The organism is Sphingomonas radicis, assembly GCF_051400635.1.
Taxonomy (GTDB): Bacteria; Pseudomonadota; Alphaproteobacteria; order Sphingomonadales; family Sphingomonadaceae; genus Sphingomonas.
Window position 1 is genome coordinate 961,104 of sequence record NZ_JBLFFG010000002.1, and the last position, 25,218, is coordinate 986,321.

The 25,218-nt window shown below is 67.1% G+C and carries 24 protein-coding genes and 1 tRNA gene; 11 read left to right on the forward strand and 14 right to left on the reverse strand.

What is annotated here, in order from left to right:
• Nucleotides 1-19: 19 nt before the first annotated feature.
• The gene (locus tag ACMGDH_RS11435; protein WP_436828050.1) at nucleotides 20-1,012 is read left to right on the forward strand and encodes an alpha/beta hydrolase; all 993 of its coding nucleotides are present in this window, start codon (nucleotides 20-22) and stop codon (nucleotides 1,010-1,012) included.
• 26 nt (nucleotides 1,013-1,038) lie between these two features.
• On the opposite strand, the gene clpX is transcribed toward ACMGDH_RS11435, so the two are convergent.
• Nucleotides 1,039-2,304: an ATP-dependent Clp protease ATP-binding subunit ClpX gene (gene clpX, locus ACMGDH_RS11440; protein ID WP_436828051.1), complete on the reverse strand. Its 1,266-nt coding sequence runs from the start codon at nucleotides 2,302-2,304 to the stop codon at nucleotides 1,039-1,041.
• Between the two features lie 140 nt (nucleotides 2,305-2,444).
• Nucleotides 2,445-3,098 carry an ATP-dependent Clp protease proteolytic subunit gene (locus ACMGDH_RS11445; RefSeq protein WP_056613945.1) on the reverse strand — a complete coding sequence of 218 codons (654 nt, stop codon included), beginning with the start codon at nucleotides 3,096-3,098 and terminating at the stop codon, nucleotides 2,445-2,447.
• A 240-nt stretch (nucleotides 3,099-3,338) separates the two neighbouring features.
• On the opposite strand from ACMGDH_RS11445, the gene ACMGDH_RS11450 reads away from it, so the two are divergent.
• A complete protein-coding gene (locus ACMGDH_RS11450) occupies nucleotides 3,339-4,370 on the forward strand; it encodes an SDR family oxidoreductase (RefSeq protein WP_436828052.1) in 1,032 nt (343 codons plus the stop codon).
• 220 nt (nucleotides 4,371-4,590) lie between these two features.
• Here ACMGDH_RS11450 and ACMGDH_RS11455 read toward each other — a convergent pair whose 3' ends face one another.
• From ACMGDH_RS11455 to ACMGDH_RS11465, 3 genes are all read right to left on the reverse strand, one after another.
• Nucleotides 4,591-5,517, reverse strand: coding sequence for a glycosyltransferase family 2 protein (locus tag ACMGDH_RS11455; protein ID WP_436828053.1), 927 nt, complete (start codon nucleotides 5,515-5,517; stop codon nucleotides 4,591-4,593).
• A 139-nt stretch (nucleotides 5,518-5,656) separates the two neighbouring features.
• A complete protein-coding gene (gene tig, locus ACMGDH_RS11460; RefSeq protein ID WP_436828054.1) occupies nucleotides 5,657-7,327 on the reverse strand; it encodes a trigger factor in 1,671 nt (556 codons plus the stop codon).
• Nucleotides 7,328-7,392: 65 nt separating this feature from the next.
• Nucleotides 7,393-7,477 (reverse strand) — tRNA-Leu (locus tag ACMGDH_RS11465).
• A gap of 108 nt (nucleotides 7,478-7,585) precedes the next feature.
• Here ACMGDH_RS11465 and ACMGDH_RS11470 point away from each other — a divergent pair.
• Genes ACMGDH_RS11470 through ACMGDH_RS11485 form a run of 4 tightly spaced genes read left to right on the forward strand, consistent with a single transcriptional unit; the run spans nucleotide 7,586 to nucleotide 9,010 of the window.
• Nucleotides 7,586-7,774 (forward strand): hypothetical protein, encoded by a 189-nt coding sequence (locus ACMGDH_RS11470; RefSeq protein WP_436828055.1) that lies wholly within the window; start codon nucleotides 7,586-7,588, stop codon nucleotides 7,772-7,774.
• Between the two features lie 26 nt (nucleotides 7,775-7,800).
• Nucleotides 7,801-8,007 carry a hypothetical protein gene (locus ACMGDH_RS11475; RefSeq protein ID WP_436828056.1) on the forward strand — a complete coding sequence of 69 codons (207 nt, stop codon included), beginning with the start codon at nucleotides 7,801-7,803 and terminating at the stop codon, nucleotides 8,005-8,007.
• A 14-nt stretch (nucleotides 8,008-8,021) separates the two neighbouring features.
• On the forward strand, nucleotides 8,022-8,294 hold the full coding sequence (locus ACMGDH_RS11480; protein WP_436828057.1) for a DUF6894 family protein: 273 nt from the start codon (nucleotides 8,022-8,024) through the stop codon (nucleotides 8,292-8,294).
• Nucleotides 8,291-9,010: a Crp/Fnr family transcriptional regulator gene (locus tag ACMGDH_RS11485; RefSeq protein WP_436828058.1), complete on the forward strand. Its 720-nt coding sequence runs from the start codon at nucleotides 8,291-8,293 to the stop codon at nucleotides 9,008-9,010. The genes ACMGDH_RS11480 and ACMGDH_RS11485 overlap by 4 nt, the downstream gene beginning before the upstream one ends.
• A 6-nt stretch (nucleotides 9,011-9,016) precedes the next feature.
• Here ACMGDH_RS11485 and ACMGDH_RS11490 read toward each other — a convergent pair whose 3' ends face one another.
• The 7 genes from ACMGDH_RS11490 to ACMGDH_RS11520 all read right to left on the reverse strand — a co-directional run bounded on the left by ACMGDH_RS11490 (nucleotide 9,017) and on the right by ACMGDH_RS11520 (nucleotide 18,021).
• Nucleotides 9,017-9,622: a peptidylprolyl isomerase gene (locus ACMGDH_RS11490; protein WP_436828059.1), complete on the reverse strand. Its 606-nt coding sequence runs from the start codon at nucleotides 9,620-9,622 to the stop codon at nucleotides 9,017-9,019.
• 63 nt (nucleotides 9,623-9,685) lie between these two features.
• The gene (locus ACMGDH_RS11495; protein WP_436828060.1) at nucleotides 9,686-11,839 is read right to left on the reverse strand and encodes a TonB-dependent siderophore receptor; all 2,154 of its coding nucleotides are present in this window, start codon (nucleotides 11,837-11,839) and stop codon (nucleotides 9,686-9,688) included.
• A gap of 267 nt (nucleotides 11,840-12,106) precedes the next feature.
• Complete coding sequence (locus tag ACMGDH_RS11500) at nucleotides 12,107-12,646, reverse strand: CGNR zinc finger domain-containing protein (RefSeq protein WP_436828250.1); 540 nt, start codon at nucleotides 12,644-12,646, stop codon at nucleotides 12,107-12,109.
• A gap of 46 nt (nucleotides 12,647-12,692) precedes the next feature.
• On the reverse strand, nucleotides 12,693-14,198 hold the full coding sequence (gene gatB / locus ACMGDH_RS11505) for an Asp-tRNA(Asn)/Glu-tRNA(Gln) amidotransferase subunit GatB (protein WP_436828061.1): 1,506 nt from the start codon (nucleotides 14,196-14,198) through the stop codon (nucleotides 12,693-12,695).
• Between the two features lie 135 nt (nucleotides 14,199-14,333).
• Nucleotides 14,334-15,818: an Asp-tRNA(Asn)/Glu-tRNA(Gln) amidotransferase subunit GatA gene (gene gatA, locus ACMGDH_RS11510; RefSeq protein ID WP_436828062.1), complete on the reverse strand. Its 1,485-nt coding sequence runs from the start codon at nucleotides 15,816-15,818 to the stop codon at nucleotides 14,334-14,336.
• A gap of 109 nt (nucleotides 15,819-15,927) precedes the next feature.
• Nucleotides 15,928-16,215, reverse strand: a complete 288-nt coding sequence (gene gatC, locus ACMGDH_RS11515; protein WP_436828063.1) for an Asp-tRNA(Asn)/Glu-tRNA(Gln) amidotransferase subunit GatC — start codon at nucleotides 16,213-16,215, stop codon at nucleotides 15,928-15,930.
• Nucleotides 16,216-16,254: 39 nt separating this feature from the next.
• Entirely contained in the window at nucleotides 16,255-18,021 is a 1,767-nt protein-coding gene (locus tag ACMGDH_RS11520) for a DUF4153 domain-containing protein (RefSeq protein ID WP_436828064.1), read from the reverse strand.
• 235 nt (nucleotides 18,022-18,256) lie between these two features.
• On the opposite strand from ACMGDH_RS11520, the gene ACMGDH_RS11525 reads away from it, so the two are divergent.
• The gene (locus tag ACMGDH_RS11525; protein ID WP_436828065.1) at nucleotides 18,257-19,363 is read left to right on the forward strand and encodes a DUF3089 domain-containing protein; all 1,107 of its coding nucleotides are present in this window, start codon (nucleotides 18,257-18,259) and stop codon (nucleotides 19,361-19,363) included.
• Nucleotides 19,360-19,821 carry a Holliday junction resolvase RuvX gene (gene ruvX / locus ACMGDH_RS11530; RefSeq protein ID WP_436828066.1) on the forward strand — a complete coding sequence of 154 codons (462 nt, stop codon included), beginning with the start codon at nucleotides 19,360-19,362 and terminating at the stop codon, nucleotides 19,819-19,821. The genes ACMGDH_RS11525 and ruvX overlap by 4 nt, the downstream gene beginning before the upstream one ends.
• On the opposite strand, the gene ACMGDH_RS11535 is transcribed toward ruvX, so the two are convergent.
• Entirely contained in the window at nucleotides 19,811-20,803 is a 993-nt protein-coding gene (locus ACMGDH_RS11535; RefSeq protein ID WP_436828067.1) for an alpha/beta fold hydrolase, read from the reverse strand. The genes ruvX and ACMGDH_RS11535 overlap by 11 nt on opposite strands.
• A gap of 92 nt (nucleotides 20,804-20,895) precedes the next feature.
• Between ACMGDH_RS11535 and ACMGDH_RS11540 the strand changes: the two genes are divergently transcribed.
• The 3 genes from ACMGDH_RS11540 to ACMGDH_RS11550 all read left to right on the forward strand — a co-directional run bounded on the left by ACMGDH_RS11540 (nucleotide 20,896) and on the right by ACMGDH_RS11550 (nucleotide 23,799).
• The gene (locus ACMGDH_RS11540) at nucleotides 20,896-21,885 is read left to right on the forward strand and encodes an aspartate carbamoyltransferase catalytic subunit (protein ID WP_436828068.1); all 990 of its coding nucleotides are present in this window, start codon (nucleotides 20,896-20,898) and stop codon (nucleotides 21,883-21,885) included.
• A gap of 154 nt (nucleotides 21,886-22,039) precedes the next feature.
• Nucleotides 22,040-23,260 carry a dihydroorotase gene (locus tag ACMGDH_RS11545; protein ID WP_436828069.1) on the forward strand — a complete coding sequence of 407 codons (1,221 nt, stop codon included), beginning with the start codon at nucleotides 22,040-22,042 and terminating at the stop codon, nucleotides 23,258-23,260.
• 26 nt (nucleotides 23,261-23,286) lie between these two features.
• Nucleotides 23,287-23,799, forward strand: a complete 513-nt coding sequence (locus tag ACMGDH_RS11550; protein ID WP_436828070.1) for a hypothetical protein — start codon at nucleotides 23,287-23,289, stop codon at nucleotides 23,797-23,799.
• A gap of 77 nt (nucleotides 23,800-23,876) precedes the next feature.
• Here the strand turns inward: ACMGDH_RS11550 and ACMGDH_RS11555 are convergent, their stop codons facing one another.
• A complete protein-coding gene (locus ACMGDH_RS11555; RefSeq protein ID WP_436828071.1) occupies nucleotides 23,877-25,214 on the reverse strand; it encodes an SPOR domain-containing protein in 1,338 nt (445 codons plus the stop codon).
• Nucleotides 25,215-25,218 lie beyond the last annotated feature (4 nt).

Sequence of the window (25,218 nt, forward strand, 5' to 3'; positions counted from 1 at the left end):
ACGTCGACGAGAGGTGCCAATGAAGCTCGACCGCCGTTCCGCTCTCCTCGCCGGTCTGGCGGCCCCGCTCGCTGCCGCGGCGCAGACCGCTCCGCCCGCGGCCAAGGATACGCCCTTGCCTGCCGGCCTCCCGGAGCCGAGCGAGACGATCGACCTCTGGCCCAAGGGCGCGCCCGGCCGTCCGGCGAAGCTGCCGGTGGAGACGGTGGTCCAGCGCAGCAAGGATACCGGACTGACCGACCGGACAGTGAGCGGCGTCGCCGTCCCACGACTGGTCGTTTTCCGGCCGCGGATCGCCAACGGGGCCTCGGTGCTGATTATGCCGGGCGGCGGCTATGCGCGGATCGTCGTCGACCATGAAGGCTATGAGCTCGCACGCTGGCTCGCGGCGCGGGGTTTCACGGCCTATGTGCTCTTCTACCGGCTGCCCGGCGACGGCTGGGCGGCGGGGCCAAACACGGCGCTGTCCGATGCCCAGCGGGCCATGCGGCTGATCCGCTCACGCGCCGCACGGGACGGGCTCGATCCGGAGCATGTCGCGGCGATCGGCTTCTCGGCGGGTGGGCACCTCTGCGCCGATCTCGCCACGCGCTTCGCGGCAGACACCTACAAGCGCGTCGACGAGGCCGACACCGTTTCCGCCCGCCCGTTCGTCGCTGCGCCGATCTACCCGGTGATCTCGATGACCAAGCCGGTGGCCCATGCGGGCTCGCGGGCACAACTGATCGGCGAAAACGCCTCCGCTGCCCTGGAGGCCGCGCATTCGCCGGACCGCAACGTCACCAAGACCACGCCGCCCTGCTTCCTCGTCCATGCCGAGGACGACGGGACGGTGCCGGTCGAGAACAGCCTGCTCTTCCGGGCCGCGCTGAAGGCTGCGGGCGTTCCGGTCGAGACGCATCTGTTCACCGCGGGCGGCCACGGCTTCGGGATGCGAAAGGCTGCAGACAAGCCGGCGGAGGCGTGGCCCGAGCTGTTCCTCGCCTGGGCGCGGACGCAGGGCTTCGGCTGAGGGCGCCTCCCGGCGCCCCCACGCCGTCAGGCGGCGTCGCCGGCCTTCTTCTTCTCAGCGTAGACGCGCACGGGCTCCTTGGTGCCCCCGACCACGTCCTTGTCGACCATCACTTCATCGACGCCGTCCATCGACGGCAGGTCGAACATCGTGTCGAGCAGGATGCCCTCGAGGATCGAGCGAAGCCCGCGTGCGCCCGTCTTGCGCTCGATCGCCTTCTTGGCGACCGCGGTGAGCGCGTCGTCGTTGAAGCCGAGCTTGACCTGCTCCATGTCGAACAGCTTCTGATACTGTTTGACCAACGCGTTCTTCGGCTCGGTGAGGATCTTCACCAGCGCATCGACGTCGAGATCCTCGAGCGTCGCGATCACCGGCAGACGGCCGACGAACTCGGGGATCAGGCCGAACTTCAGGAGATCCTCAGGCTCGACCTGCTTGAGCGTCTCGCCCGTGCGGCGTTCGTCGGGCGCGGCGACATGCGCGCCGAAGCCGATCGACTTGCCCTGGAGGCGATCGCCGATGATCTTTTCGAGCCCCGAGAAGGCGCCGCCGCAGATGAACAGGATGTTCGTCGTATCCACCTGCAGGAACTCCTGCTGCGGATGCTTGCGGCCGCCCTGCGGGGGCACCGAAGCGGTGGTGCCTTCCATCAGCTTGAGCAGTGCCTGCTGCACGCCCTCGCCCGACACGTCGCGCGTGATCGAGGGATTCTCGGCCTTGCGGCTGATCTTGTCGATCTCGTCGATGTAGACGATGCCGCGCTGCGCCCGCTCGACGTTGTAGTCGGAAGCCTGGAGCAGCTTGAGGATGATGTTCTCGACATCCTCGCCGACGTAACCCGCTTCGGTGAGCGTCGTCGCATCGGCCATGGTGAACGGCACGTCGAGGATGCGCGCCAGCGTCTGCGCGAGCAATGTCTTGCCGCAGCCGGTGGGGCCGACGAGCAGGATGTTCGACTTGGCGAGCTCGACATCGGCACCCTTGGCGCCGTGGTTGAGCCGCTTGTAGTGGTTGTGCACCGCGACCGAGAGCACGCGCTTGGCCTGCTTCTGCCCGATCACATAATCGTCGAGCACGTCGCAGATTTCCTGCGGCGTGGGGACGCCGCCGTCCTTCTTGCTGACGAGCGCCGATTTGGTCTCTTCGCGGATGATGTCGTTGCAGAGCTCGACACACTCGTCGCAGATGAAGACGGTGGGTCCGGCGATGAGCTTGCGTACCTCGTGCTGCGACTTGCCGCAGAACGAGCAGTAAAGCGTGCTCTTGGAGTCGCCGCCGCTGAGCTTAGTCATTCAATCCATCCTTTACGCGCCGGACGCGTAGCCACTACCCGCCATCCTACACGCGGGTTCCCGTCCGGCAATCCATAATCGGCCCCGCCAAGCGGTTGACCGCCGTCCGGCGGGACTCGCCCGCGGACGGCTCAGTAAACTCAGGCGGCTGCTGCGTCCTCGGTCGGCTGCGGCCGCTTGTCGTACACTTCGTCGACGATCCCGAACTCCTTGGCCTCATTGGCCTCGAGGAAGGTATCGCGATCCATCGCGCGCTCGATCCGCTCCAGCGGCTGGCCCGTATACTTGGCATACAGGTCATTCATCCGCTGGCGAATACGGAGAATCTCCTTAGCCTGGATCTCGATGTCCGAGGCCATGCCCTGCGCACCGCCCGACGGCTGGTGCACCATGATCCGCGCATTGGTGAGCGCCACACGCAGACCCGGCTCACCCGAGGCGAGCAGGAAGCTGCCCATCGACGCTGCCTGACCGATGCAGACCGTGCCGACGCGCGGACGGATATATTGCATCGTGTCGTGGATCGCCATGCCGGCAGTCACCACGCCGCCCGGCGAGTTGATGTACATCCAGATGTCCTTCTTCGGGTTCTCGGACTCGAGGAAGAGCAGCTGGGCAGTGATCAGCGAGGCCATATGGTCCTCGACGCCGCCGGTCACGAAGATGATGCGCTCGCGCAGCAGGCGCGAGAAGATGTCGAAGCTGCGCTCGCCACGGCTCGACTGTTCGATGACGATGGGAACGAGACCGCCGGTAACGGGATCAATGGTCATCTGACCGGAAAGCGGATGCATGTGTGGGAATCTCATGTGTCTGTTTTGCCCAGCCCCTTACATCGGCGCTCGGGCAAGGCCGCGCAAGGGGGCATGGCCGGACGGAGGCCCAGGCAACGGACCGCAGATTTGACTCTTTTCACGGAAATCGCGTGCATCTCGCAATATTCTTTCACGATGTCGTCGGTCCGGGCCTGACCGCAAGCCAAGCAGGCGGAATCCTACATTGCAAGCCCGCCGGGCTCTTCCCACATCGTTGCGATGACGAACCAACCCGTGCTCGTGACTGGCGGCTCCGGTTTCGTGGGTAGCCATGTGATCCTCCAGCTGCTCGCCGCGGGCCATGAGGTGCGTACGACGGTGCGAAGCCTCACGCGCGAGGCCGAGGTGCGGGCGGCGCTCGAACGCGCAGGTGCCGACACGAGCCGGCTGCACTTCGTCGCCGCGGACCTGGAGCAGGACGGCGGCTGGGCAGAGGCAGCGGCAGGCTGCACGTTCGTCCATCACGTCGCCTCCCCCTTCCCGCCTGCCCAGCCCAAGGACGAGCAGGAGCTGATCCGCCCCGCGGTGAACGGAACGCTCCGGGTGCTGCGCGCCGCTCGCGAGGCAGGCGTGAAGCGGGTTGTGCTTACATCGTCGTTCGCAGCGATCGGCTATGGCCACGGCAACCGCGACGCGCCTTACACCGAGGCAGAGTGGACCGATCCCGACGGGCCCTCGGTACAGCCGTACATGAAATCCAAGACCATGGCGGAGCGCGCGGCGTGGGACTTCGTCGCGCGCGAAGGCGGAGCGATGGAGTTGGCAGTGGTGAACCCCGTGGCCATATTCGGCCCGGCGCTGAACGACGATCTCTCGACGTCGATCTGGCTGATCAAATCCATGTTCGACGGCAGGATGCCCGGAACGCCGCGGCTCTATCTGGGCGTGGTCGATGTCCGCGACGTGGCCGACCTGCATATGCGCGCGATGACCGATCCGGCCGCAGCGGGCGAGCGCTTCCTGGCGGTGGCAGGCGAAGCGATGTCGTTCCACGAAATGGCGGCCGTGCTGCGCGACCGCTTCGGCACCGCCGCGGCCAAGGTGCCGAAGCGCCAGCTTCCCGATTGGGTGATACGCATGCTCGCGATCTTCAACCCGCTAGCGCGCGAAGCGGTGCCGCGGCTGGGGATCAAGGCGAGTGCGAGCAACGAGAAGGCGCGGCGAGTGCTGGGATGGCAGCCACGGTCGCGCGAGGAGGCGATCATCGCGAGCGCCGAGAGCCTGATCGGGCTGGGGTTGGTGAAGGGATAGTCTTCAATCCTCCCCCGCCAGGGCAGGGCTATCGCATATGGAAATTCCGTTTGCCCTGAGCTTGTCGAAGGGCCTTTTCCCTCGCTGTCAGTGCCCGGCCGGAAGCGAAGAACGTCCTTCGACAAGCTCAGGACGAGCGGGAGATTTTGCCGCACCCCGTTCCCGCACCGGCAACACTTTCCATATGCGATAGCCCTGCCCTGGCGGGGGAGGATTAGGATCAGGAAAACACCCCCGGCAGCGCCAGGTACGCCAGGCGGCGCATTTCGCGGCGGCCGCGGACGACCGTGTCGAGGATCAGCCCCGAGAAGAAGTTCAGGAACGCGAGGATCACCAGCCCGGTAGCGAGGATCGCCGTGGGAAAGCGCGGAACGAGGCCGGTTTCGACATAGGTGATCACCAGCGGAATCGAGAGCAGCACCGCGAGCAGCGCCAGCGCCGCGCCGGCCACGCCGAAGAACAGCATCGGGCGCTCGATCCGATAGAGCGTGGCGATGGTGTAGGCGATCCGGAAACCGTCCCGATAGGTGCTGAGCTTCGAGTGCGAACCTTCGGGCCGCGCGAAATAGCGCGTCTCGACTTCGCCCACCGGCATCTTGAGCTCGAGCGCGTGGACGCTGATCTCGGTTTCGATCTCGAAACCCGCCGAGAGCACCGGAAAGCTCTTCACGAAGCGGCGCGAGAAGATGCGGTAGCCCGAGAAGATGTCCGTGAAGGTGCGGCCGAAGAGGCGCGCCAGGATGCCGGTGAGCGCGCGATTGCCGAAGCGATGCCCACGGCGATAGGCGCTGGTCTCCTGCTCGATGCGGGCGCCGACGACCATGTCGAGCCCCTCGTGCAGCAGCCGCTCGACCATCAGCGGCGCGACGCTGGCGTCATAGGTCGCGTCGCCATCGGCCATCACATAGATGTCGGCATCCACATCCGCGAACATCCGGCGCACGACATTGCCCTTGCCCTGCATCCGCTCGCTGCGGACCACGGCGCCGGCCGCGCGCGCGACTTCGATCGTGCGGTCGCGGCTGTTGTTGTCGTAGACGTAGATCGTCGCGGTGGGGAGCGCGGCGCGAAAGCCGGCGACCGTCTGCGCGATCGCGGCTTCCTCATTGTAGCAGGGCAGAAGCACTGCGATGCGCGGTTCGGTCACCCCACCCTCACTTCGTCACCCCGGCCTTGTGCCGGGGTCCACCGAGAGACTGAGCGGGAAGCTGGAGCCTCTTGTCCATTAGTGTGCGGCACCGTGGCCCCCGGCACAAGGCCGGGGTGACGGTTTGCCGAGTTAAGCCTTATTCGGCCTTCTTCTTGGCCGGGGCCTTCTTGGCGGGCTTGGCCGGAGCCTCTTCTGCCTTGGCGGCCGGAGCCTTCTTGGTCGCTGCCTTCTTCACCGGCTCGGCCTCGACGAGATCGTCGCCGGGGGCCGCGGGCTCGATGTCGGCCTTCTCGACCTTCTTCGGCTTCGCGGCCTTCTTGGCAGGCGCCTCGTCCGCGGCTTCCTCGGCCTTGGGCTCAGCCTTGGCCTTCTTCGCCGGCTTGGCTTCCTCAGCGGCGGGCTTCTTGGCGGCAGCCTTCTTGGCGCGCGGCTTGTGGTTGTCATGGTCGTGGTGGTGCGTGCCGGTGTCGAAGCCCTCGTCGGATTCGATCGCGGCTTCCAACTCCTCGCGCGTCACTTCGCGATCGCTGATCTCCGCCTTCTCGAACAGGAAGTCGACGACCTTGTCCTCGAACAGCGGAGCGCGGAGCTGCGCGGCAGCCATCGGCTCCTGCTGGACATACTGGATGAAGCGCTGGCGATCTTCCGGGCCGTACTGCGACGCGGCCTGGGCGACGAGGCGGTTCATCTCCTGCTGCGTCACTTCAACGCCATTGGCAGTGCCGATCTCCGAGAGGAGCAGGCCCAGGCGCACGCGGCGCTCGGCAATCTTGAAGTAATCGTCGCGCTCGGCTTCGAGCTCGGCCTTGGCGGCGGCCGGGTCTTCCTCGTGCTCGGCCTCGTGCTGGAGCTGATGCCAGATCTGCTGGAACTCGGCCTCGACCATCGACGGCGGCACCGGGAAATCATGGCCGGCGGCGAGCTGATCGAGCAGCTTGCGCTTCATGTAGGTGCGGGTGAGGCCGCCCAGCTGCTGTTCGATCTGGCCCTTCAGAAGCCCCTTGAGCTGCTCGAGGTCCTGCAGGCCGAGCTGCTTGGCGAAATCATCGTCGATCTTGGTCTCGCCGGCGGTCTGCACCGCAGTGATCTTGAGATCGAAGGTCGCGGGCTTGCCAGCGAGATTCTTGGCGCCGTAGTCCTCCGGGAAAGTGACGCTGATCTGCTTTTCGTCGCCGACCTTCACGCCGACCAGCTGATCCTCGAAGCCCGGGATCAGGCGGCCCGAGCCGATCTCGACTGCCATGCCTTCACCGGTGCCGCCCTCGAAGGCGACGCCGTCCGCGGTCTTGCCGACGAAGTCCATCACGACCTGGTCGCCCGCAGCCGCCTTGTGCTTGGCGGGGGCGTCTTCCCACGACTTCTGGCCGCTGGCGAGCTGCTTGAGCTGCTCGTCGAGCGCCTCGTCGCTGACCGGAACGGTCAGGCGCTCGAGCTTGAGGCCGTCGATCGACGGAGCCGGCACTTCGGGAAGCACTTCGAGCTCGACCTTGATCTCGGCGTCCTTGCCGGGCGCGTAATCGCCCTCGAGGCTCACCGACGGCTGCATCGCCGGACGCAGCTTGTGCTCGGCGAGCAGCTTCTGGATGCCTTCCTGGATCGAGTTGTTGAGCGCGTCCTGCGCCAGCGCCTCGCCATGCATCTTGCGCACGAGGTTTGCGGGGACCTTGCCGGGACGGAAGCCGGGCATGCGGACCTGCGGCGCGACCCGCTTCACTTCGGCATCGACCTTCTTGTCGATGTCCTTGGCAGTGATCTTGAGCGTGTAAGCCCGCTTCAGGCCCTCGTTCAACGTCTCGACAGTCTGCATCAGTTCGAACTTCCAAAAAGAATGAGATCGCGGCGCCGGGACGCTGATCAGAGAGCGACGGTGCCTGGTGCGGGCGAAGGGACTCGAACCCCCACACCTTTCGATACCAGAACCTAAATCTGGCGCGTCTACCAGTTCCGCCACGCCCGCAGGGGCACCGCCGGTCGGCGGGCTCTATAGCAGTCGTGGGTCCGGGAGCAAGCCGCGAAGCAACTTGCGCGCAACGCCGCGCGTTGGGAGCGGCAAAAGGAGCAACCGATGCCTGTCGAACCGCCCGTCCCCACCGCGCCTCCCGAACGGCCGGTGCCCACTCCCGCCCAGCCTTCGCAGCCGGGACAACCGACTGCGCCGCCGCCCGAGCTCACCCCGCCGGCGCCGGACGTCGACATCCCCGCGCCCCAGCCCGGGGGCGATCCCGGCACGGCGCCGGGGCAGCCGCTCGCATGAGCACGAACGATCGAGGGAGAAACACCATGGGAGACATCAACCGCGATCCCGAACTCGATCGCGCGGACAAGGATCCGCGGCCGGATATCGAGCAGGCGATCCAGTCGCGCTCGGACGAGGCGGATGCTGTGGAGGGCGGCGATGACACGTCGCCGCTCGAGCCCACCGGCGTGCCCGACGGGGTGAGCGGCACGGCGGGCGAAGTGAAGAACCAGGACCGGACACAACAATAGGGGCGCACACGCGCGTGGCGCATTATCATCTCAACGTCGTGAACAGCCTTGGCTTCGTCCCCGACGAAGAAGGCCATGACCTTCCCGACCTGGCCGCGGCGCGGGCCCAGGCGGTGGCGGGCGTCCGTTCGATGCTGAGCGACGAGCTGCGGACCCAAGGCCTCATCGATCTGCGCGGGCGGATCGAGATTGCCGAAGAGCATGGGACGGTCGTGCTGGTCGTGCCGTTCAGCGCGGCGGTCGATGTGATTCCCGACGAGTCGCCCAGCGCATCAGGGGGGACATGATCGACAAGCTGCTGATCAAGCTCCGGGCGCGTGACGACATCAGTGCGGAAGAGGAGCGCGCGCTGCGCGACGCAGCCTTGCCGGTGCAGACGCTTCCGGCAGGCCACACTTTCATCACGGCGGGACGCGAGGTGAATGCCTCGACGCTGCTGATCGAAGGCTTCCTCTGCCGGTACAAGGATCTGAGCGACGGCCAGCGCCAGATCACCGAGCTGCACGTCGCGGGCGACTTCGCCGACCTGCACAGCTTCACGCTCAAGCGGCTCGACCACAACATCATGACGCTCACGCCGTGCAAGATCGTCCAGGTGCCGCACGAGAAGCTGACCGGAATCACCGAACAGCACCCGCACCTTGCGCGCGTGCTGTGGTTCCTCACCAATCTCGACGCCGCGATCCACCGCGAATGGGAAGTGTCGCTAGGCCGCCGCAACGCGCTGGAGCGGACCGCGCACCTCTTCTGCGAGCTTCAGGTCCGCCTCGCCCTTGCCGGCATGCCGAGCGAAGGCGAATATGCGTTTCCGGTCACGCAGATCATACTCTCCGAATGCCTGGGACTCACGCCCGTCCACGTCAATCGCGTGCTCAAGGAGTTGCGCGAACGCGAGCTCGTCGAGTTCCGCAGCGGCAAGGTGACCATCCTCGATTCGGCGGGCCTGCGCCAGGTGGCGGAGTTCGACCCCGCCTATCTCTATCTCGAGAAACGCGCGCGATGATGCGCTTCAGCCCTTCACGCGACGCGCGGTGAGGATCTTCACCGGAGCCGCCGGAACTTCGCCCTTGAAGCTGCCCTGGAGCGTCTTCGTCGGCGAGAGCGGCGCGTCGAAGACCTTGAGCACCACGTCCATCCCCTCGACCACGCGCGCGAAGGCGGCATAGCCCAGATTGTCGCCGGGCCGGGTGGGATCGGCATCGAACGAAGGCTGATCCCCGACGCTGATCGTGAATTCGCCGCGCGCCGTTCGCGGCGCGAGACGCGGCATCGAAAGCGTGCCTTCCAGATGCTTGATGCCGGTCTCGCTGGTCGGCTCATGCTTGATCGGCGGATATATCTTCGCGGGCGCATTCTGCACGCCGAACTGCACAAAGCCGAACCGGTCCTGCACCTTCACGACGCGGTAGAAGCTGATCCCGTCGAGCCTTTTGGCATCGACATAGCGCAGGAAATTCTTCGCGGTGACCGGCGCCTTGTCGGCATAGACCTCGACAACGATCCGGCCCGCGGTGGTTTCCAGCGCCACGCGCGGGTTGGCCGCGGGAGCAGGCGCGGTCTGCGCCGCGGCGGGCGCGGCGACGAAGCAGAACAGCATCAGGAGCAAGTGGCGCATCGGATATCGTAGCCTCGGATCGGTTGCGGCCGATCTTAGGCAGCGAGGCCGCGAATGGGAATGTCAGAAGGCGTATTTCAGCGTCACGCGCGCATTTCTGGGTTCGCCATAGACGAAGCCGGGAAACCAGCTGTTGCCGCTGAAAAAGGTCTGGTCGAACAGATTGTCGACATTGAGCTGGAGCGACACCTGCTCGTTCAGATCGTAGCGCGCCATGATGTTTGCGATGGCGTAGTCAGGCTGGCCGATCCGCTCCACGATCCTCGTGCCGGGATTGGTCGCCGTGACCGGCGGCTGGCTCTCCCATTTGAGCGAACCGCCGATCCGCAGTCCGTTCAGCGCGCCGGTGAAACCATAGGCGGTCGCGAAATTGAACACCCGGCGCGGCTGGTGGCTGAGCACGTCCACGCCCTCCGCATCCTCCGCGCGATAATGGCTCCACCCCGCGCTGACGTCCCATTGCGAGGTAATCTTGCCGACGACTTCCAGCTCATAGCCCTCGGCGACGGTTCCCTTCGCCCCGCGATAGGCTGGATTGGACGTGCCCGGCACGAACTGGCCGGGATCGGGCACGGCAAGGTTCTCCTGCTCGATACGGTACACCGCAGCGGTCGCGAGGAGCTTGCCACCCAGCAGCAGCGCCTTCACACCCGCTTCGTAGCTCTTCCCCTCGAGCGGGGCGAGAAGCTGCCCTTCCCGATCGCGCAGATTGCCCTGCGGCTTGAAGATATTGGTGTAGCTCGCATAGGCTGACAGATTGTCGGTGATGTCATAGACCAGCCCGGCATAGGGCGTGAACACGCCCTTGTATGTCAGGCTATAGGCGGCTCTGTCCGAGATCGCTTCCTCTTTGCGCTTGAAGCTGCTCAGGCGTCCACCGCCGATCAGCTTGAGGCCATCGAGCAGGCTGATCCGCGTCGTGCCGTAAACCGCAGCCTGAGTGGTGCTACCCAGATCGGACAGCACATAGCGCTCGCCCCATTCGGGATCGGCAAGCGCGCCGTCCCAGCGATTGAAATCACCGACGGGATCGATCGCAACAGGATCGCGATTGGTCCAGCCGCCTTCGAGGTAGCTCGCCATCGCGCCGAAGGAGAGATCATGGGTACCGCCTAGCAACGAGAAGGTGCCGTTGGCCTGGATGCTGCCGTGCCATTGCTCGGGCTCGGATTTGTACCAATAGCCATAGCTGTTCATGCCCAGCCCGGTCACTCGATCGGGCGTTCCGTCGAGCCACAGCAGCTTCGAATCTTCGAGCCCCTTGTGATAGCCGAGATCGCCGCGGATCTTCCATCCGTCGCCCAGATCGTGCGTCAGCGTCGCGAAGGCGGAGATCTCAGTGGTGTCCCAATGCCCCCAGTCGGCGCCGGTGGTCTTGGATCGCGACCAGTCGGTCCGCGTGCCGTCGGTGTACCAATAGGGGAGCTGCACCCACATCACGCCGTCGCGATCGTCGCGCTGGTAGCTGGCGCCGAAGGACAGCTTGGTGCGCTCGCCCAGATCGGCATCGAGCACGCCATAGAGGACCAGCCCCTTGCGCTCCTCGCGATCGACGAACCCGTCCTGCTGATAGGCCTGGGCAACCGCGCGCACGCGCACCGTCCCCGCCGAATTGAGCGGCGACTGGATGTCGACCGTCGCTGCCAGGCGGTCCCAGGAAGCGGCTTCGAGGCTGACGGTGCCGGCGAACTCCTCCTTGTCCGCATGCTTGCGGATCAGGTTGACCACTGCCGACGGATCGCCCGCCCCGTGCATCAGGCCCGCCGCGCCGCGCACCAGGTCCACGCGCTCGTACAGCGCGGTGCTCGTCTCGCCGAAGCCGACATTGCCGTTGACAAAGGGCGCCCCATCGAGCTGGAAATTCTGAACTTCGAAGCCGCGCGAGGAGATCGCGCTGCGGCCGCGATCGATGTCCTTCTTCGAAATGCCCACGGCATAGTCGAGCGCGTCGTTGATCGAGATCAGCGCCTGATCGGTGATCTGCTGCTGCGTGATGACGCTGATCGTCTGCGGGGTCTCGATCGGCGTGAGCGGTAGCCCGGTCGCAGTGGTCGGCTCGTCGCTTCGGCCATAGCCGGTCACGACGATGTCCTCGCCGGCTGCTTCCTCCGAATCCGGCGGCGTGTCCTGCTGCTGCGACGCTTCCTGTGCGAGCGCCAGCGCCGGCACGAACAGCCAGGCAGAGCTCGTCAGCAGCAGAGCAAATGAACGACGCATCGTTTCCCCTTTGTCTTCCCATGCCACGATCATCGCCGCCGCCGCGCCGGACCGGCCCGCAATCGTCCCACCCAGCCAGACCGGAAGCCGAGAGGCCGACCGGCAAAGCAGGGAAGGAGACGCGAGCGTAGTCGACGACGACCGAGCCAAGACGCGTGTCCCCGAGGATAGCGCCGCTAATGCTAGTAACTCGCAATTGCAAGGAACGTTATGAGATTATCGCCGGCTTTCCCGGTGGCCGGGCGCTCTTCGCATACGGAAACGACCTCAGAAGCGACCCGGCGATTTCTGCTTGCGCTCGCGAAAAGCGGCGACCTTGTGGCGATTGCCGCACGCTGCCATCGAGCACCAACGGCGCTCACCCGCCCGCGAGGTATCGAGGAAGAGGATCGCGCATCCATCGCCGCCGCATTGGCGCACCCGATCGGCCATTTCGCTGCCCAGCAGGAGGACGGCTTCACGCGCCACGAAGGTCAGCAGTGCTTCGGCATCGCCGCACAACCGTGCCAAACCGCCGGAGCCGATCTGGGGCGCCGCCGCAGGCTGCTGCGCTATATCGTTCAGAACCGTACGTGCGCCCGCAGGCAGCGCCTGTCCTGCGACGCGCCCCATCGTCAGCGCGTAAATGGCCTCGCGCAACCGCCGCGCGGTATCCAGCAGATGATCTTCCGATCCGGTCGCGGTGCACTCGAAGCCCGCAGCACGGAGCCAGCGCACGACATCGCGAGGAGATCGCGCTGCCTCTCCTTCGGGCGGCCCGTCAGCGTGGCCGTGAGGTCGGCACGAACCTGCCCCGGGCCCGTCCAGCCAATCGCAGTCGTTCGACGCCCTACAGCGGGGCGCGCCAGCGAGATCAGCCTGCGAGTGCTTTCTTGAGCAGTTCGTTGACCACCGCCGGGTTGGCCTTGCCGCCCATCGCCTTCATCGTCTGGCCGACGAAGAAGCCGAACAGGGCTTCCTTGCCGCCGCGATACTGCTCCAGCTGGCCGGGGTTCTTCGCCAGAACCTCGGCGATCACGGCCTCGATCGCGCCGGTGTCGCTGGTCTGCTTGAGCCCGCGCTCCTCGACGATCTTCGCCGGCGCGTCGCCGGTTTCGAGCATGATCTCGAACACCTGCTTGCCGAGCGTGCCCGAGAGCGTGCCGTCGGCGACCAGCGCGAGCAGCTCGGCGCCCTGCTCGGGGCTCACCGGGCTGGTGTCGAGATCCTTGTTCAGGCGATTGAGCGCGCCGTACAGATCCGAGAGCAGCCAGTTGGCGGCGGCGCGGGCGACTTCGGTCTCGCCCTTCTTCTGGACGCGTGCGCTCTCCGCGAGCAGCGCTTCGAACCAGCGCGCGGTGTCCGCGTCCGCGGTCAGCGTCGCGGCGTTGTAGGCGCTGAGGCCCAGTTCCTGCTCGTAGCGGCGGCGCTTTGCGTCAGGCAGCTCGGGCAGACTCTGCCGGCATTCCTCGAGGAAAGTTTCGTCGAGCTCTAGCGGGAGCAGATCGGGATCGGGGAAATAGCGATAGTCGTGCGCGTCTTCTTTCGAGCGCATCGACCGCGTCTCGCCGCGATCGGGATCGAACAGGCGCGTTTCCTGGACGATCCGCCCGCCGCTTTCGAGCACTTCGACCTGGCGGCGCGCCTCGGTCTCGATCGCCTGCATGACGAAGCGGACGGAGTTGACGTTCTTGGTCTCGGTGCGCGTGCCGAAGGGCTCGCCGGGCTTGCGGACGCTGACGTTGACGTCGGCGCGCATCGAGCCCTGATCCATGTTGCCGTCGCAGCTACCCACATAGCGCAGGATCGAGCGCAGCTTGGAGAGATAGGCCCCGGCTTCCTGCGGCGAGCGCATGTCGGGCTTCGACACGATCTCCATCAGCGCGACGCCCGCGCGATTGAGGTCGACATAGGAGCGCGTCGGGTGCTGATCGTGCATCAGCTTGCCTGCGTCCTGCTCGACGTGGATCCGCTCGATGCCGATCGTCTTGACCTCGGCGTCGGGGTTCTTCTCGTCGAGGGCGATCTCGATCGTCCCTTCGCCCACCAGCGGGTGATAGAGCTGGCTGATCTGATAGCCCTGGGGCAGATCGGCGTAGAAATAGTTCTTGCGATCGAAGCGCGACCATTTGTTGATCACCGCGCCCAGCGCCATGCCGGTGCGCACCGCCTGGCGGATGCACTCGCGGTTGGGCGTCGGCAGCATGCCGGGCATGGCAGCGTCGATCAGGCTGACCTGCGAGTTCGGCTCGGCGCCGAACTCGGTCGCGGCGCCCGAGAATAGCTTGGCGTTGGAAGTGACCTGCGCGTGCACCTCGAGGCCGATCACGACCTCCCATTCGCCGGTGTCGCCTTTGATGCGGTAGGTGGATTCAGTCATTCTGTGTCTTTCCAGACGGGACGTTCTTGGCCGTCCCTTTCTCGCGATCTCTGCGCAGACGCCGCCGTTCAAGCACCGGCGCTATGAATTCGATCATCCTGCCGAGCACATCAGCGAGAGGATCGAGTGCGCTCATTACCACCATTGCTCCGGCCGCGCGGTGAAGCCCGCGCGCTGCTCGATCGCGAGGCCCGCATCGAGCACGCCCTGCTCGTCGAGCGGCTTGCCGATGATCTGAAGGCCCAGCGGCAGCCCGCCTGCGTCGAGCCCGCCCGGCACGCTCATCGCGGGGAGCCCCGCGAGCGAGCTCGGCACCGTGAAGACATCGTTGAGGTACATCGCCAGCGGATCGGCCGACTTCTCGCCCAGCGCGAACGCCGCCGAGGGTGCGGTCGGGGTCAGCAGCAGGTCGCACTGTGCCCAGGCATTGTCGAAGTCGCGCGCGATCAGCGCGCGGACCTTCTGCGCCTGGGTGTAATAGGCGTCGTAGAAGCCCGCGGAGAGGACGTAGGTGCCGATCAGGATGCGGCGCTTGACCTCGTCGCCGAAGCCCGCGGCGCGCGTGGCAGCGTACATTTCCTGGAGGTTCTGCCCATCGGCGAGCTCGCGCAGGCCGTAGCGGACACCGTCATAGCGCGCGAGGTTCGACGAGGCCTCCGCGGGCGCGATGATGTAATAGGCCGGAAGCGCATATTTGGTGTGCGGGAGCGAGACCTCGACGATCTCGGCGCCGGCATCCTTCAGCCAGTCGATGCCCTGCTGCCACAGCGCCTCGATCTCGGCGGGCATGCCGTCGACGCGGTATTCCTTGGGGATGCCGATCCGCTTGCCCTTGAGGTCGGCCGAGAGGCTCGCCTCCCACTTGGGCACGGGCAGGTCGAGCGACGTCGAGTCCTTGGGATCGAACCCGGCCATGTTCTCGAGCAGGATCGCGCAGTCGCGCACGTCGCGCGCCATCGGCCCGGCCTGGTCGAGCGACGAGGCGAAGGCGACCACGCCCCAGCGCGAGCAGCGGCCATAGGTGGGCTTGATCCCGGAGATGCCGGTGAAGGCCGCGGGCTGGCGGATCGAGCCGCCGGTGTCGGTGCCCGTCGCGCCCGGCGCGATCCGTGCCGCGACCACTGCCGAGCTGCCGCCCGACGAGCCGCCCGGCGCGAGCGGAGCATTGTCGCCGCCGTCCCGCCGCCAGGGCGAGATCACGTTGCCGAAGTATGAGGTCTCGTTGGACGAGCCCATCGCGAACTGGTCCATGTTGAGCTTGCCGAGCATGCCCGCGCCCGCTTCCCACAGCCGGCCGGAGACAGTCGACTCATAGACCGGCGTGAAGCCCTCCAGGATGTGGCTGGCGGCAGTGGTCTGGACGCCCTTGGTGGCGAACAGATCCTTCATTCCGATCGGCACGCCGGCGAGCGGCTTGGGCGCCTCGCCCGCGGCGCGCGCCTTGTCGGCGGCATCGGCGGCGGCGAGCGCGTGCTCGGGGGTTTCGACGATGAAGGCGTTGAGCGCCCTGGCGCCGCTGACCGCCGCGTTGAACGCTTCGGCGACTTCGCGCGCCGAGAACTCCCCGGCGCGAAAACCGTCGCGCAACCCCGCGACGCCGAGATCGGTGATCTTGGTCACTTCACATTCCCGTTCGTGCTGAGCTTGTCGAAGCACGCATTGCCGCAAGCTTCGTCGCGGGTGGAGAGGCGCCCTTCGACAGGCTCAGGGCGAACGGAGGGATTGGCGGTCATTCGACCACCTTCGGCACGGTGAAGAAGCCGTGCTCGCCCTGCGGCGCATTGGCGAGGACCGCGTCGCGCTGGGCGCCTTCGGTCACCACGTCCTCGCGCAGGCGAAGCTTGTTGGGGATGACGGCGGTCATCGGCTCGACGGCGGAGGTGTCGACCTCGCCGAGCTGCTCGATCCAGCCGAGGATGTTGTTGAGCTCGGGCGCGAGACGCTCGGCATCGGCATCGCTGATCGCGATCCGGGCGAGGCTCGCCACCTTCTTCACGGTTGCAGTGTCTACGGACATGGGGGCGCGGCTAGCATCCCCCCTGCCGCGCGCGCAACGCTATTCGAACGGCTGACCCACCGGAATCCCGCCGACGAACACTTGACGACGCGGAACGGTGCGGATCTCGACCTGTCCGGCCGCGAAGGCGGCCTCGAGGGCCGCTCGCTGGCGCTGGTCGAGCTTGGTCGGCCGCTCAGCTTCCGCAGCCTGCCATCTGCCATCGACCAATTCATAGCGTTGGATCGTACAGGACAAGGACGCCGTCGCACCGACTGGCGCGCCAGTCGGCTGTTCGAAGCAGAAGTCCTGTAGATGGATCGCCTGATCTGCCTGCATCAGCAGGATGGTGCAGCGCGCGTTTCCGATACAATCGCTGTTCTTTGCCAGTGCATCGATCAGGCCCGGTGGCGCCGGCTGACCCGCCGGCAGCAGGCGCAGGTTCCGGATGATCCGCTGGCGGTTTTCTTCCAGCCTCCCCGCCTCGGCGACTTGCCAGCGCGTCTCGGCCTTTGCGGCATCGGCCGCGAGCGTGCGGATCCGCGAGTTGGCCGAAGCCTGGAGCCGCTTGAGCGCGGCCTTGCCGGGCTCGCCGAAGTCGAAGGCCAGCGCTCGCCAGTCGAACCGGTCGGGCGTCACCCTGCCTGATTCGAGCCGCGCAAGCTGGTCGCGAGTCGAGATGGCGTTGAAGCTGATCAGCGGCGTCGCGAGCAGCAGCGCGAGTCCGCAGGTGACGAACGCGAGCGTGAGGTTCATCGGCCGCACCCGCCCCGCCCAGCCGAGCCGCCCGAGGACCAGGGCCGCGAGATAGGCCGCGCCATAGAGACAGGCGAGCGCGACGAACACTACCGCCCACAGCCGCTCGGGCGTGAAGCCGTATTGGCCGATGCGCAGCCCGGTCGCGATCGCTGCGATGATAGCGAGCGGAAGCACTACTGCCGCGAGCAGCATCGCGCCGTAGCGGAGCAGCGGGAAGCGGCGCTCGTGCTGAGGCATGTTGCCGATCACGGCGTTCGCGAGGATCAGCGCGCCGATCACGCAGCCGAGCAGGATCGGCGTAGTCGCGCTGGTGGCGTCCCACAGCGCCTGAAGTCCGGTGAAGGGCAGTGCGAGCAGGAACAGCGCGAGCCCCACGCCGAGCACCGGCGCCAGCACCGACAGCACCGTCGCAACCACGCGTTGGAGCAGCCGAACGACACCGTCGTTCTCGCGCAGCAGCCCCAGCCCCGCGCCGAAAGCGAGGCCCACCAGCGCGCGCCAGAACCATTCCTTCTCGAGCAGGCGCCGCAGCAGATCGATCTTGATAAGGTCGAAAAGCGACGCGAGTAGCCACGAGAGCGCCAGGACGATCGCGACGAAAAGCCAGCAGGCGCACCACAGCACCACATTGGTCCAGGCGTGATCATGGACGCTCGCATAGGGAAAACGCCGGGCGCCCTCGTCCTGCGCGGCCTGGAACAGCGGCGCGGCGATCGCGACCGCGAGCAGCAGGCTGATCGTGCGCCAGCCCTCACCCGATCCCCAGCCGCCGGGCGCGCCGTTCCAGTAGATCACCAGCCCTCCGACCAGCGCGACGGCGAGCGAAAACAGGATCGATGCCCACCACAGCCGCCGTTCGATCGTGAAGCCGATCAGCGCGGCACCGAGCGTCACGCCCGCCAACAGCGCCGCGCGCCATGCCTCGACACTGCTCTCGAACCGGTTGCCGAGGATCCAGTGAAAGATCAGCCCTGTCGCCAGGCCCAGCCCGGCGAGCAGCAGAGGGCGCAGGGGCCAGGCCGACTCCTCCGTGAAATCATCGTCCTTCGATGCCTGATCCGCATCCATCGCCGTCTCCCTCCGCTTGTCGTCCCCGGACATGGACGAAAGCGGGCGACCTGCCATGAGCAAAAGCTGAGGCTTTGCTGAGCACGACCGAACTCTCGCCTTCCCCCTGGACGGACCACACCCTCCCCCGCCCGCCCCTGCGCGTCAATGCAGTTGCATCCTTCACAAGCGTGCGCCACGGGAACGCGGTTGCAACACACCCCGTTTATGCTGCATTGCACAATGGAGATTGGGCTTGGCCCGGAAATTCCTCTATGTCGTGGCTGTCCTGATCGTGCTCGCGCTCGCCACCATGTTCGCCTATCGCTTCTATGGCGTGCAGCTGATGCGCCAGTTCCTGGTGCCTGCCGGCAACGTCGTCGCGCTGCCGCCGCCCGAGCGCAACGCCTATGCGCGCGCCGACATGTGGATCGCGCGGCCGGACAAGCCGGGCAACCCCGCTTTGTGGGTCCCCGAAGGGCAGGTCGCGGCGTCCGCGCCCCAGGCGGCGGTGTTCTTCATCCACCCGACTTCGTTCCTCGATTCAACGCGGTGGAACGCCCCCCTCGACAATGTCGAGGCGAACCACCGCGCTGCGCTGTTCCTGCGCGGGCAGGCGAGCGCGTTCAATTCGGTCGGCGCGGTCTGGGCGCCCCGCTATCGCCAGGCGACCTTCGGCGCCTTCCTGACGAGCAGGTCGCAGGCGCAGCAGGCGCTCGACTTCGCCTATCGCGACGTGCTCGCCGCGTTCGACCAGTTCGTGGCCGAAGCGGGCGAGCGGCCGATCATCCTCGCCGGGCACAGCCAGGGCGCATTGCACCTCTCGCGGCTGCTCGTCGATCGCGTGGCGGGCAAGCCGATCGCGCGCCGGATCGCCGCCGCCTATGTTGTCGGCTGGCCGGTATCGCTGACTGCGGACCTGCCGCGGATGGGGCTCCCCGCCTGCACCGGTCCGGACGAGGCCGGGTGCATCCTCTCGTGGCAGAGCTTCGGCGAGCCCGCCGATCCGGTGCTGGTCACCGATACTTTCGATGCCTCGACCGGATTCACCGGCAAGCCGCGCGCGAAGACACCCCTGCTCTGCATCAATCCGCTCACCGGCAAGCCGGGCGACTCGGCCCCGGCCGAAGCCAATCTGGGCGGCCTGCTGCCGTCGAAGGATCTCAAGACCGCAGCGCTGGTGCCGCATTTCGTCCCCGCACGATGCGACGGCCGCGGCTTTCTGCTGATCGGATCGAACCCGCCCGACATGGGCCCCTATGTGCTCCAGCCGGGCAACAACTACCACGTCTACGACTACAGCATGTTCTGGGCGAACGTCCGCAAGGACGCCGAGCGCCGGCTCGCCGCGTTCAAGCCGTGATCACCACCGCCCCCGCCGACTTCCGCGCAGCGCTGCCCGGCGGCGGGCGGCTGCTGGGGCTCGACGTGGGCACCAAGACGATCGGCACCGCGCTGTGCGACGCAGGCTGGAGCTTCGCCAGCCCCGCGCAGCTGATCCGGCGGACCAAGTTCACCAAGGACAGGGCTGCGCTGACCGAGCTGATCGGCGCGCAAGGCGTGAAGGGGCTGGTGATCGGGCTCCCGCTCAACCTCGATGGCAGCGATTCGCCGCGAACCCAGTCGACCCGCGCCTTCGCCCGCAACCTCGACGACATGGGACTGCCGATCCTGCTGTGGGACGAGCGCTGGTCGACCGTCGCGGTCGAGCGCACGCTGATCGAGCAGGATTTCAGCCGCGCCCGCCGCGCCGAGATGATCGACAACATAGCCGCGGCGCACATTCTGCAGGCCGCGATCGACGCGCTGGTCAACGCCTGAGGGCGCCGAACAACGTCGCATGGAATGTCGCGGGGTCCTCGACCTGCGGCGAATGACCGAGCGCCGGCAGGCGCACGAGCTGCGCCTGCCGGAACCGCTTCACGGCTTCTTCTGCCGCCTGCGGCACCTTGCGGACCTGGGCGCGCACCGCCTCCGGCGCAGTGTTCGCACGGAACGCAGTGAGGTCGCGCTGGCCGATGATCAGCGTCGTCGGCGCAGCCACCTGCCCCAGTTCGGCTGCCACCGGCTGGGTCTGGATCATGTCGGAGAGCCGCGCCTGGGCGTCGCGCACCACGTCGCCGTCGGGAGAGGCATATTGGCCCGCGAGCATCGCCACCCAGCGGTCGTATTCGGGGCGCCATTTGCCGTCATAATAGGTGCGGAGCTGATAGGCCTTGATCGATGCCGCATCGGTCTTCGCCTCCTCCTCGCGCAGCTTGCCGACGTCGGCGTAGGGCACGCCCTCGGCCAGCGTGTCGTTGAGGCCGAGCGGATTGACCAGCACCAGCCGCTGCACCCGTTCCGGGAAGAGCAAGGCGAAGCGTACCGCGAGCACGCCGCCGGTCGAATGGCCGACGAGCGTGACCCTGCCCGCACCCGCCTTGTCGAGCAGCCCCTGCGTGAGCGCGGCGAGCGCGTGGAAGCTGTATTGGTAGCCGGCGGGCTTGGAGGATTTGCAGAAGCCGATCTGGTCGGGCGCGATCACGCGATAGCCGCGTCCCGCGAGCGCGCGGATCGTCGCCTCCCACGTCGCGGCGCAGAAATTCTTGCCGTGGAGCAGCACCACCGTCTCGCCGTTGGCGGCAGCAGTCGGCGCCACGTCGAGATAGGCCATGCGCACGGCTTCACCCTGCGAGCGCGTCTCGAACCAGCGGACCGGATAGGGATATTCGAACCGCTCGAGGTTTGCGCCCAGCGGCACCGTCTGTGCGGCTGCGGAGGCTGCGATTGCCGCCAGAGCGAGCGCGATTGCGTGTTTCAATCCTTCTTCCTCCTGCCTGCATCCGCCGAACGGGCGAAGTCCGCTGCGGCTCCCTTGCGCAGCCGCGCCGCCGGGTCTAGGCCGCAGCTTTAATGCAAGCATCCGATCACAGCCCCGCGGCCCAGCTTCCCGGCCGCGCCGCCTTCCCGCACCGGCATCTCACCGGCATCGCGGGACTCCAGCCGCACGAGATCGTCTTCCTGCTCGACGAGGCCGAGCATTGGGTGGAGGCGAACCGCACCCACGCAAAGAGCGACAAGCGGCTCGAAGGCATCACCCAGATCAACGCCTTCTTCGAGAATTCGACGCGGACCTTGCTGTCGTTCGAGATCGCGGGGAAGCGTCTCGGCGCCGACGTCGTCAACATGCACGCCGCCCAGTCGAGCGTGAAGAAGGGCGAGACGCTGATCGACACCGCGATGACGCTCAACGCAATGCGCGCCGACGTGATCGTGATCCGCCACATGAGCTCGGGCGCGGTCCAGCTCATCGCCGACAAAGTCGACTGCCCGGTGCTCAACGCAGGCGACGGCTGGCACGAGCACCCGACCCAGGCGCTGCTCGATGCGCTCACCATCCGCCGCCGCCGCGGGAGCGTCGCGGGGCAGCGCGTGGTGATCTGCGGCGACATCCTCCACAGCCGCGTCGCGCGCTCGAACATGCTCGCGCTCACCGCGCTCGCCGCCGAGGTGCGCGTCGTGGCGCCTTCGACGCTGATGCCCCCGGCGATCGAGCGGATGTACGTGACGCCCTATACCGATTTCGACGCGGCGCTCGAGGGCGCCGACGTGGTGATGATGCTCCGCGTCCAGAACGAGCGGATGGCGGGCGGCTACATTCCCTCCACCCGCGAGTTCCACATGCGCTACGGCCTCACGCCCGAGCGGCTGGCGCGCGCCAAGCCCGATGCGCTGGTGATGCACCCCGGGCCGATGAACCGCGGCGTTGAGATCGAATCGAGCGTCGCCGATCATCCGACCCGCAGCGCGATCACCGAGCAGGTGGAGATGGGCGTGGCGGTGCGCATGGCGTGCCTGGACGTGCTCACCAGACGGGCGCGCGGCGTGGAGGGCTGGGCATGAAGCATATCCGGTACTCCCGTTCCCTTCCCCGTCACCCCCGCGAAAGCGGGGGCCCATCTCCTGCACGTGCCACAAATACGACGGCGGTGCCCCGCGACTTCTCTCCGAGATGGGCCCCCGCTTTCGCGGGGGTGACGATTTGGGGAGCACGCGCATGAAAACCGCCTTCCTCAACGCGACGCTGGTTTGCCCGCAAGGCGGCGTCACCGCCGGCGGGCTGCTCGCGGACGGCGAGACCATCGCTGCGATCGGCACGTTCGAAATTCCCTCGGACGCGCAGCAGATCGACCTGAAAGGCAAGATGCTGGCGCCCGCGCTGGTCGACCTGGGGGTGTTCTCGGTCGACAAAGCGGCGTGCCGCGCGGGCGGGATCGCGCGCGTCGGGCTGATGCCCGATCAATCGCCGGTGCTCGACGATCCCGGCATCGTCCGCCGCGCCGCGCTTTCGGGCAAGCCGCAGCTCTGGGTGCACCCGATGTCGGCCGCCACGCGCGGGCTGGCGGGAACCGATCTCGGCGAGATGGCGATCAACGCTTCCGCAGGCGCGCGCGCCGTCGCCACCGGTCGCGGCTGGATCGGCTGCTCGGGGACGATGCGCAAGGTGCTCGCCTATGCGCACGACTGCGGGATGACGGTGATCGCGCATGCCGAGGACGGCGGGCTTGCCGCAGGTACCGTCGCCACCGCTGGCGAAACGGCGACCCGGCTGGGGCTTCCCGCCGCGCCCGCGATTGCCGAGGCGCTGGCGATCGCGCGCGATCTGATGCTGGCCGAGGAGACCGGCGCGCGGATTCACTTCCGTCAGGTCACCACGGCGGCGGGCTTCGAGCTGATCCGCGCGGCCAAGCGGCGCGGCGTGGCGGTCACTTGCGGCATCACCCCGGCGCACCTGCTGCTATCCGACATCGCAGTCAGCGATTTCCGCACCTATGCGCATCTCTCGCCGCCGCTGCGTGCCGAGAGCGATCGTCAGGCGGCGCTGGCCGCCGTCAAGGATGGGACGATCGACGTGATCGCCTCCGGCCACGATCCGCGCGGGCCCGAGGCCAAGCGCCTGCCCTTCGCCGATTCCGAGCCGGGCATGTCGGGCGCCGAGACGCTGCTCGCGCTTTCGCTCGGGCTGGTCCGCGACGAAATCGTATCGGTCGAGCGGCTGTTCGCGCTGCTGGCGCGCAACCCCGCCCGGGTGCTCGGGCTCGCGACGGGAACACTCGAACCCGGCAGCCCCGCCGATCTGATCGTGCTCGATCCCGACACACCCTGGGTGATCCGCGAGAACGACATGGCCGGACGCGCCGGCAACACGCCGTTCGACGGCCTGCCGGTTCAAGGCAAGGTGCTGCGCCTGTTCAAGGGCGGAACGCCGGTAGATTGAGATCGGACCAAATCGGGAGTTCAGCGATGAGCGGGAGAAAGAATCAGGGCATCTTGCTGCTTCTTTTCTCGCTCGCGCTTTCAATTTTTCTGACGACACACTCCCTTGTCGTCAGCGTCGACTTCGATGCGTGCTTCGAAAATCTTGCCGCTTCCGTGAACGGCAGCCGCCCCTACCTCCAGGTTGGGGAAATGCCTTTCGGTGAGTTGGCCCGTAAAACAGTTCAGCAATTTTCAGCGGACGCACTGTTCATCGCCCTCTTGGGTTTGATCCCCTTGTCTCCGTTCATGATCGCGTGGTTGGTCTCGAAGAATGAGCGGGACCGCACGTTTTGGATTGCATCAGCATTTGTCGCGCTCGTCGCCATCGTCGCCTGGGTGTCTACGACGAGCCTGGCCGCATTTTACGACTGTGAGCTCAGCGGAGTGGGGCTCGGGTTGTTGATTGCGCCAATCCTTTACGCCGCGATCAGCTTGGTAGCGGTAATAGGCCTCGCGGTTTTGCGCTTCCTGGCTCTCCTGTTTGGAGGGCGAGCCTGATTCAGTCCGGACAATCCCAATGAAAAAGGGCCGAGGCGTCGCAACCTCGGCCCTCCGTTCCGATAGCAGGAAATCTATTAGCGCGCCGCGACCTGCGCGCGGGCCGGCTTGACCCAGCTTGCGACGGTGTCGCCCGCCGCGACGCGGACGAAGCAGCTGCCGCCGCCGGCCTTGACCTGGCGGCACAGCGCATCCGCATCGGCGCGCGCGAAGCCGCCGACCGAGAGCCGGTAGAAAGTGCCGGCCTGCGTCGAGACCTGCGCACCCTGCGGTGTCTCCCCGCCGAGGGCAGGCAGGCGGCGCGTGTAGCGGACCCAGGCATCGCGGGCGACCGCGGCATTGGCATAGGCGCCGAGCTGGACATAGTGATTGCCGGCGACGCGCTTCGCAGGCGCCGCGGCTTTGGCCGGAGCCGCGCGGGCGGGCTGCGGCGGCGCCGATGCGACGCGGACCGGAGCCGGCTGTGGGCGGACTGCCGCCGGAACCGCCTGGACGACTTCGGCGCGCGGGCCGAACACGACCTGCGGGCCGGTGCCGGCGACCTGCTGCGGCTCGGGAGCCGTCTGGGCTGGCGCTTCGACGGCTGCCTGCTGCGCGGGTGCGGCGGGCATATAGGCGTCGACGGGATCGGTGGCCGGGGCCACGGCGGCAACGGCGATGTTGGGCTGCTGCGCGAGTGCGAGCGCCACCGGCTGGCCGGCATCGGCGATCGGGCGGACGCCGAGCAGCGACGCCACCTGGTCATAGGCGTTGGCGGGACGCGCGAAGGCGGCCCATTCCATGATCCGCGCCGGGAGCTGGTCCGGCGGCACGTCCATCGCGGCGATCTGGGTGGCTTCGCGCCAGCGGCCCGAGAGCGCCAGGCTGAGCGCAAGGTTCTGCCGCGTCTTGGCCGTCGCCGAGGGGTCGCGCACCGCAGGCGCGAGAATCTCGACAGCCGCGACCGGATCGCCTGCGAGCGCGAAAGCCAGCCCGCGATCGCTCGCGGGGATGCGATCGGCATTGGCTTGAAGCGTTGCACGCGCGCCGGCCCAGTCGCCCTGCGCGATCTTGGCGAGCGTGAGGTTGAGCGCGACGCCGCCGTTTTCGGAATCGAGCGTCAGCGCGTCGGTGAGTGCCTGGGCGGCCGAGGTGAAGCGGCCGGCGAGCAGATAGGCTTGCCCCAGCATTGCGCGATATTCGGCGTTGCTCGGATCGTTGGCGACCGCGAGCTCGGCGTGCTGCACGGCCTTGTCGCCCTTGCGCTGCGCCAGCGCCTTGCGCGCCTGCTTGGCCTCCGACGCTGCCTTTTTGGCGTTCGCCCCGGAAGCGGCGAAGGCCGAAAGCGCGATACTCTGGGTGGCGGCCCCGGTGACGGTGACGCCGCCCAGGACCAGGGCCGAAAGCCCCAGCTTGAGCATGGTGCGGCTGTTCATCTTC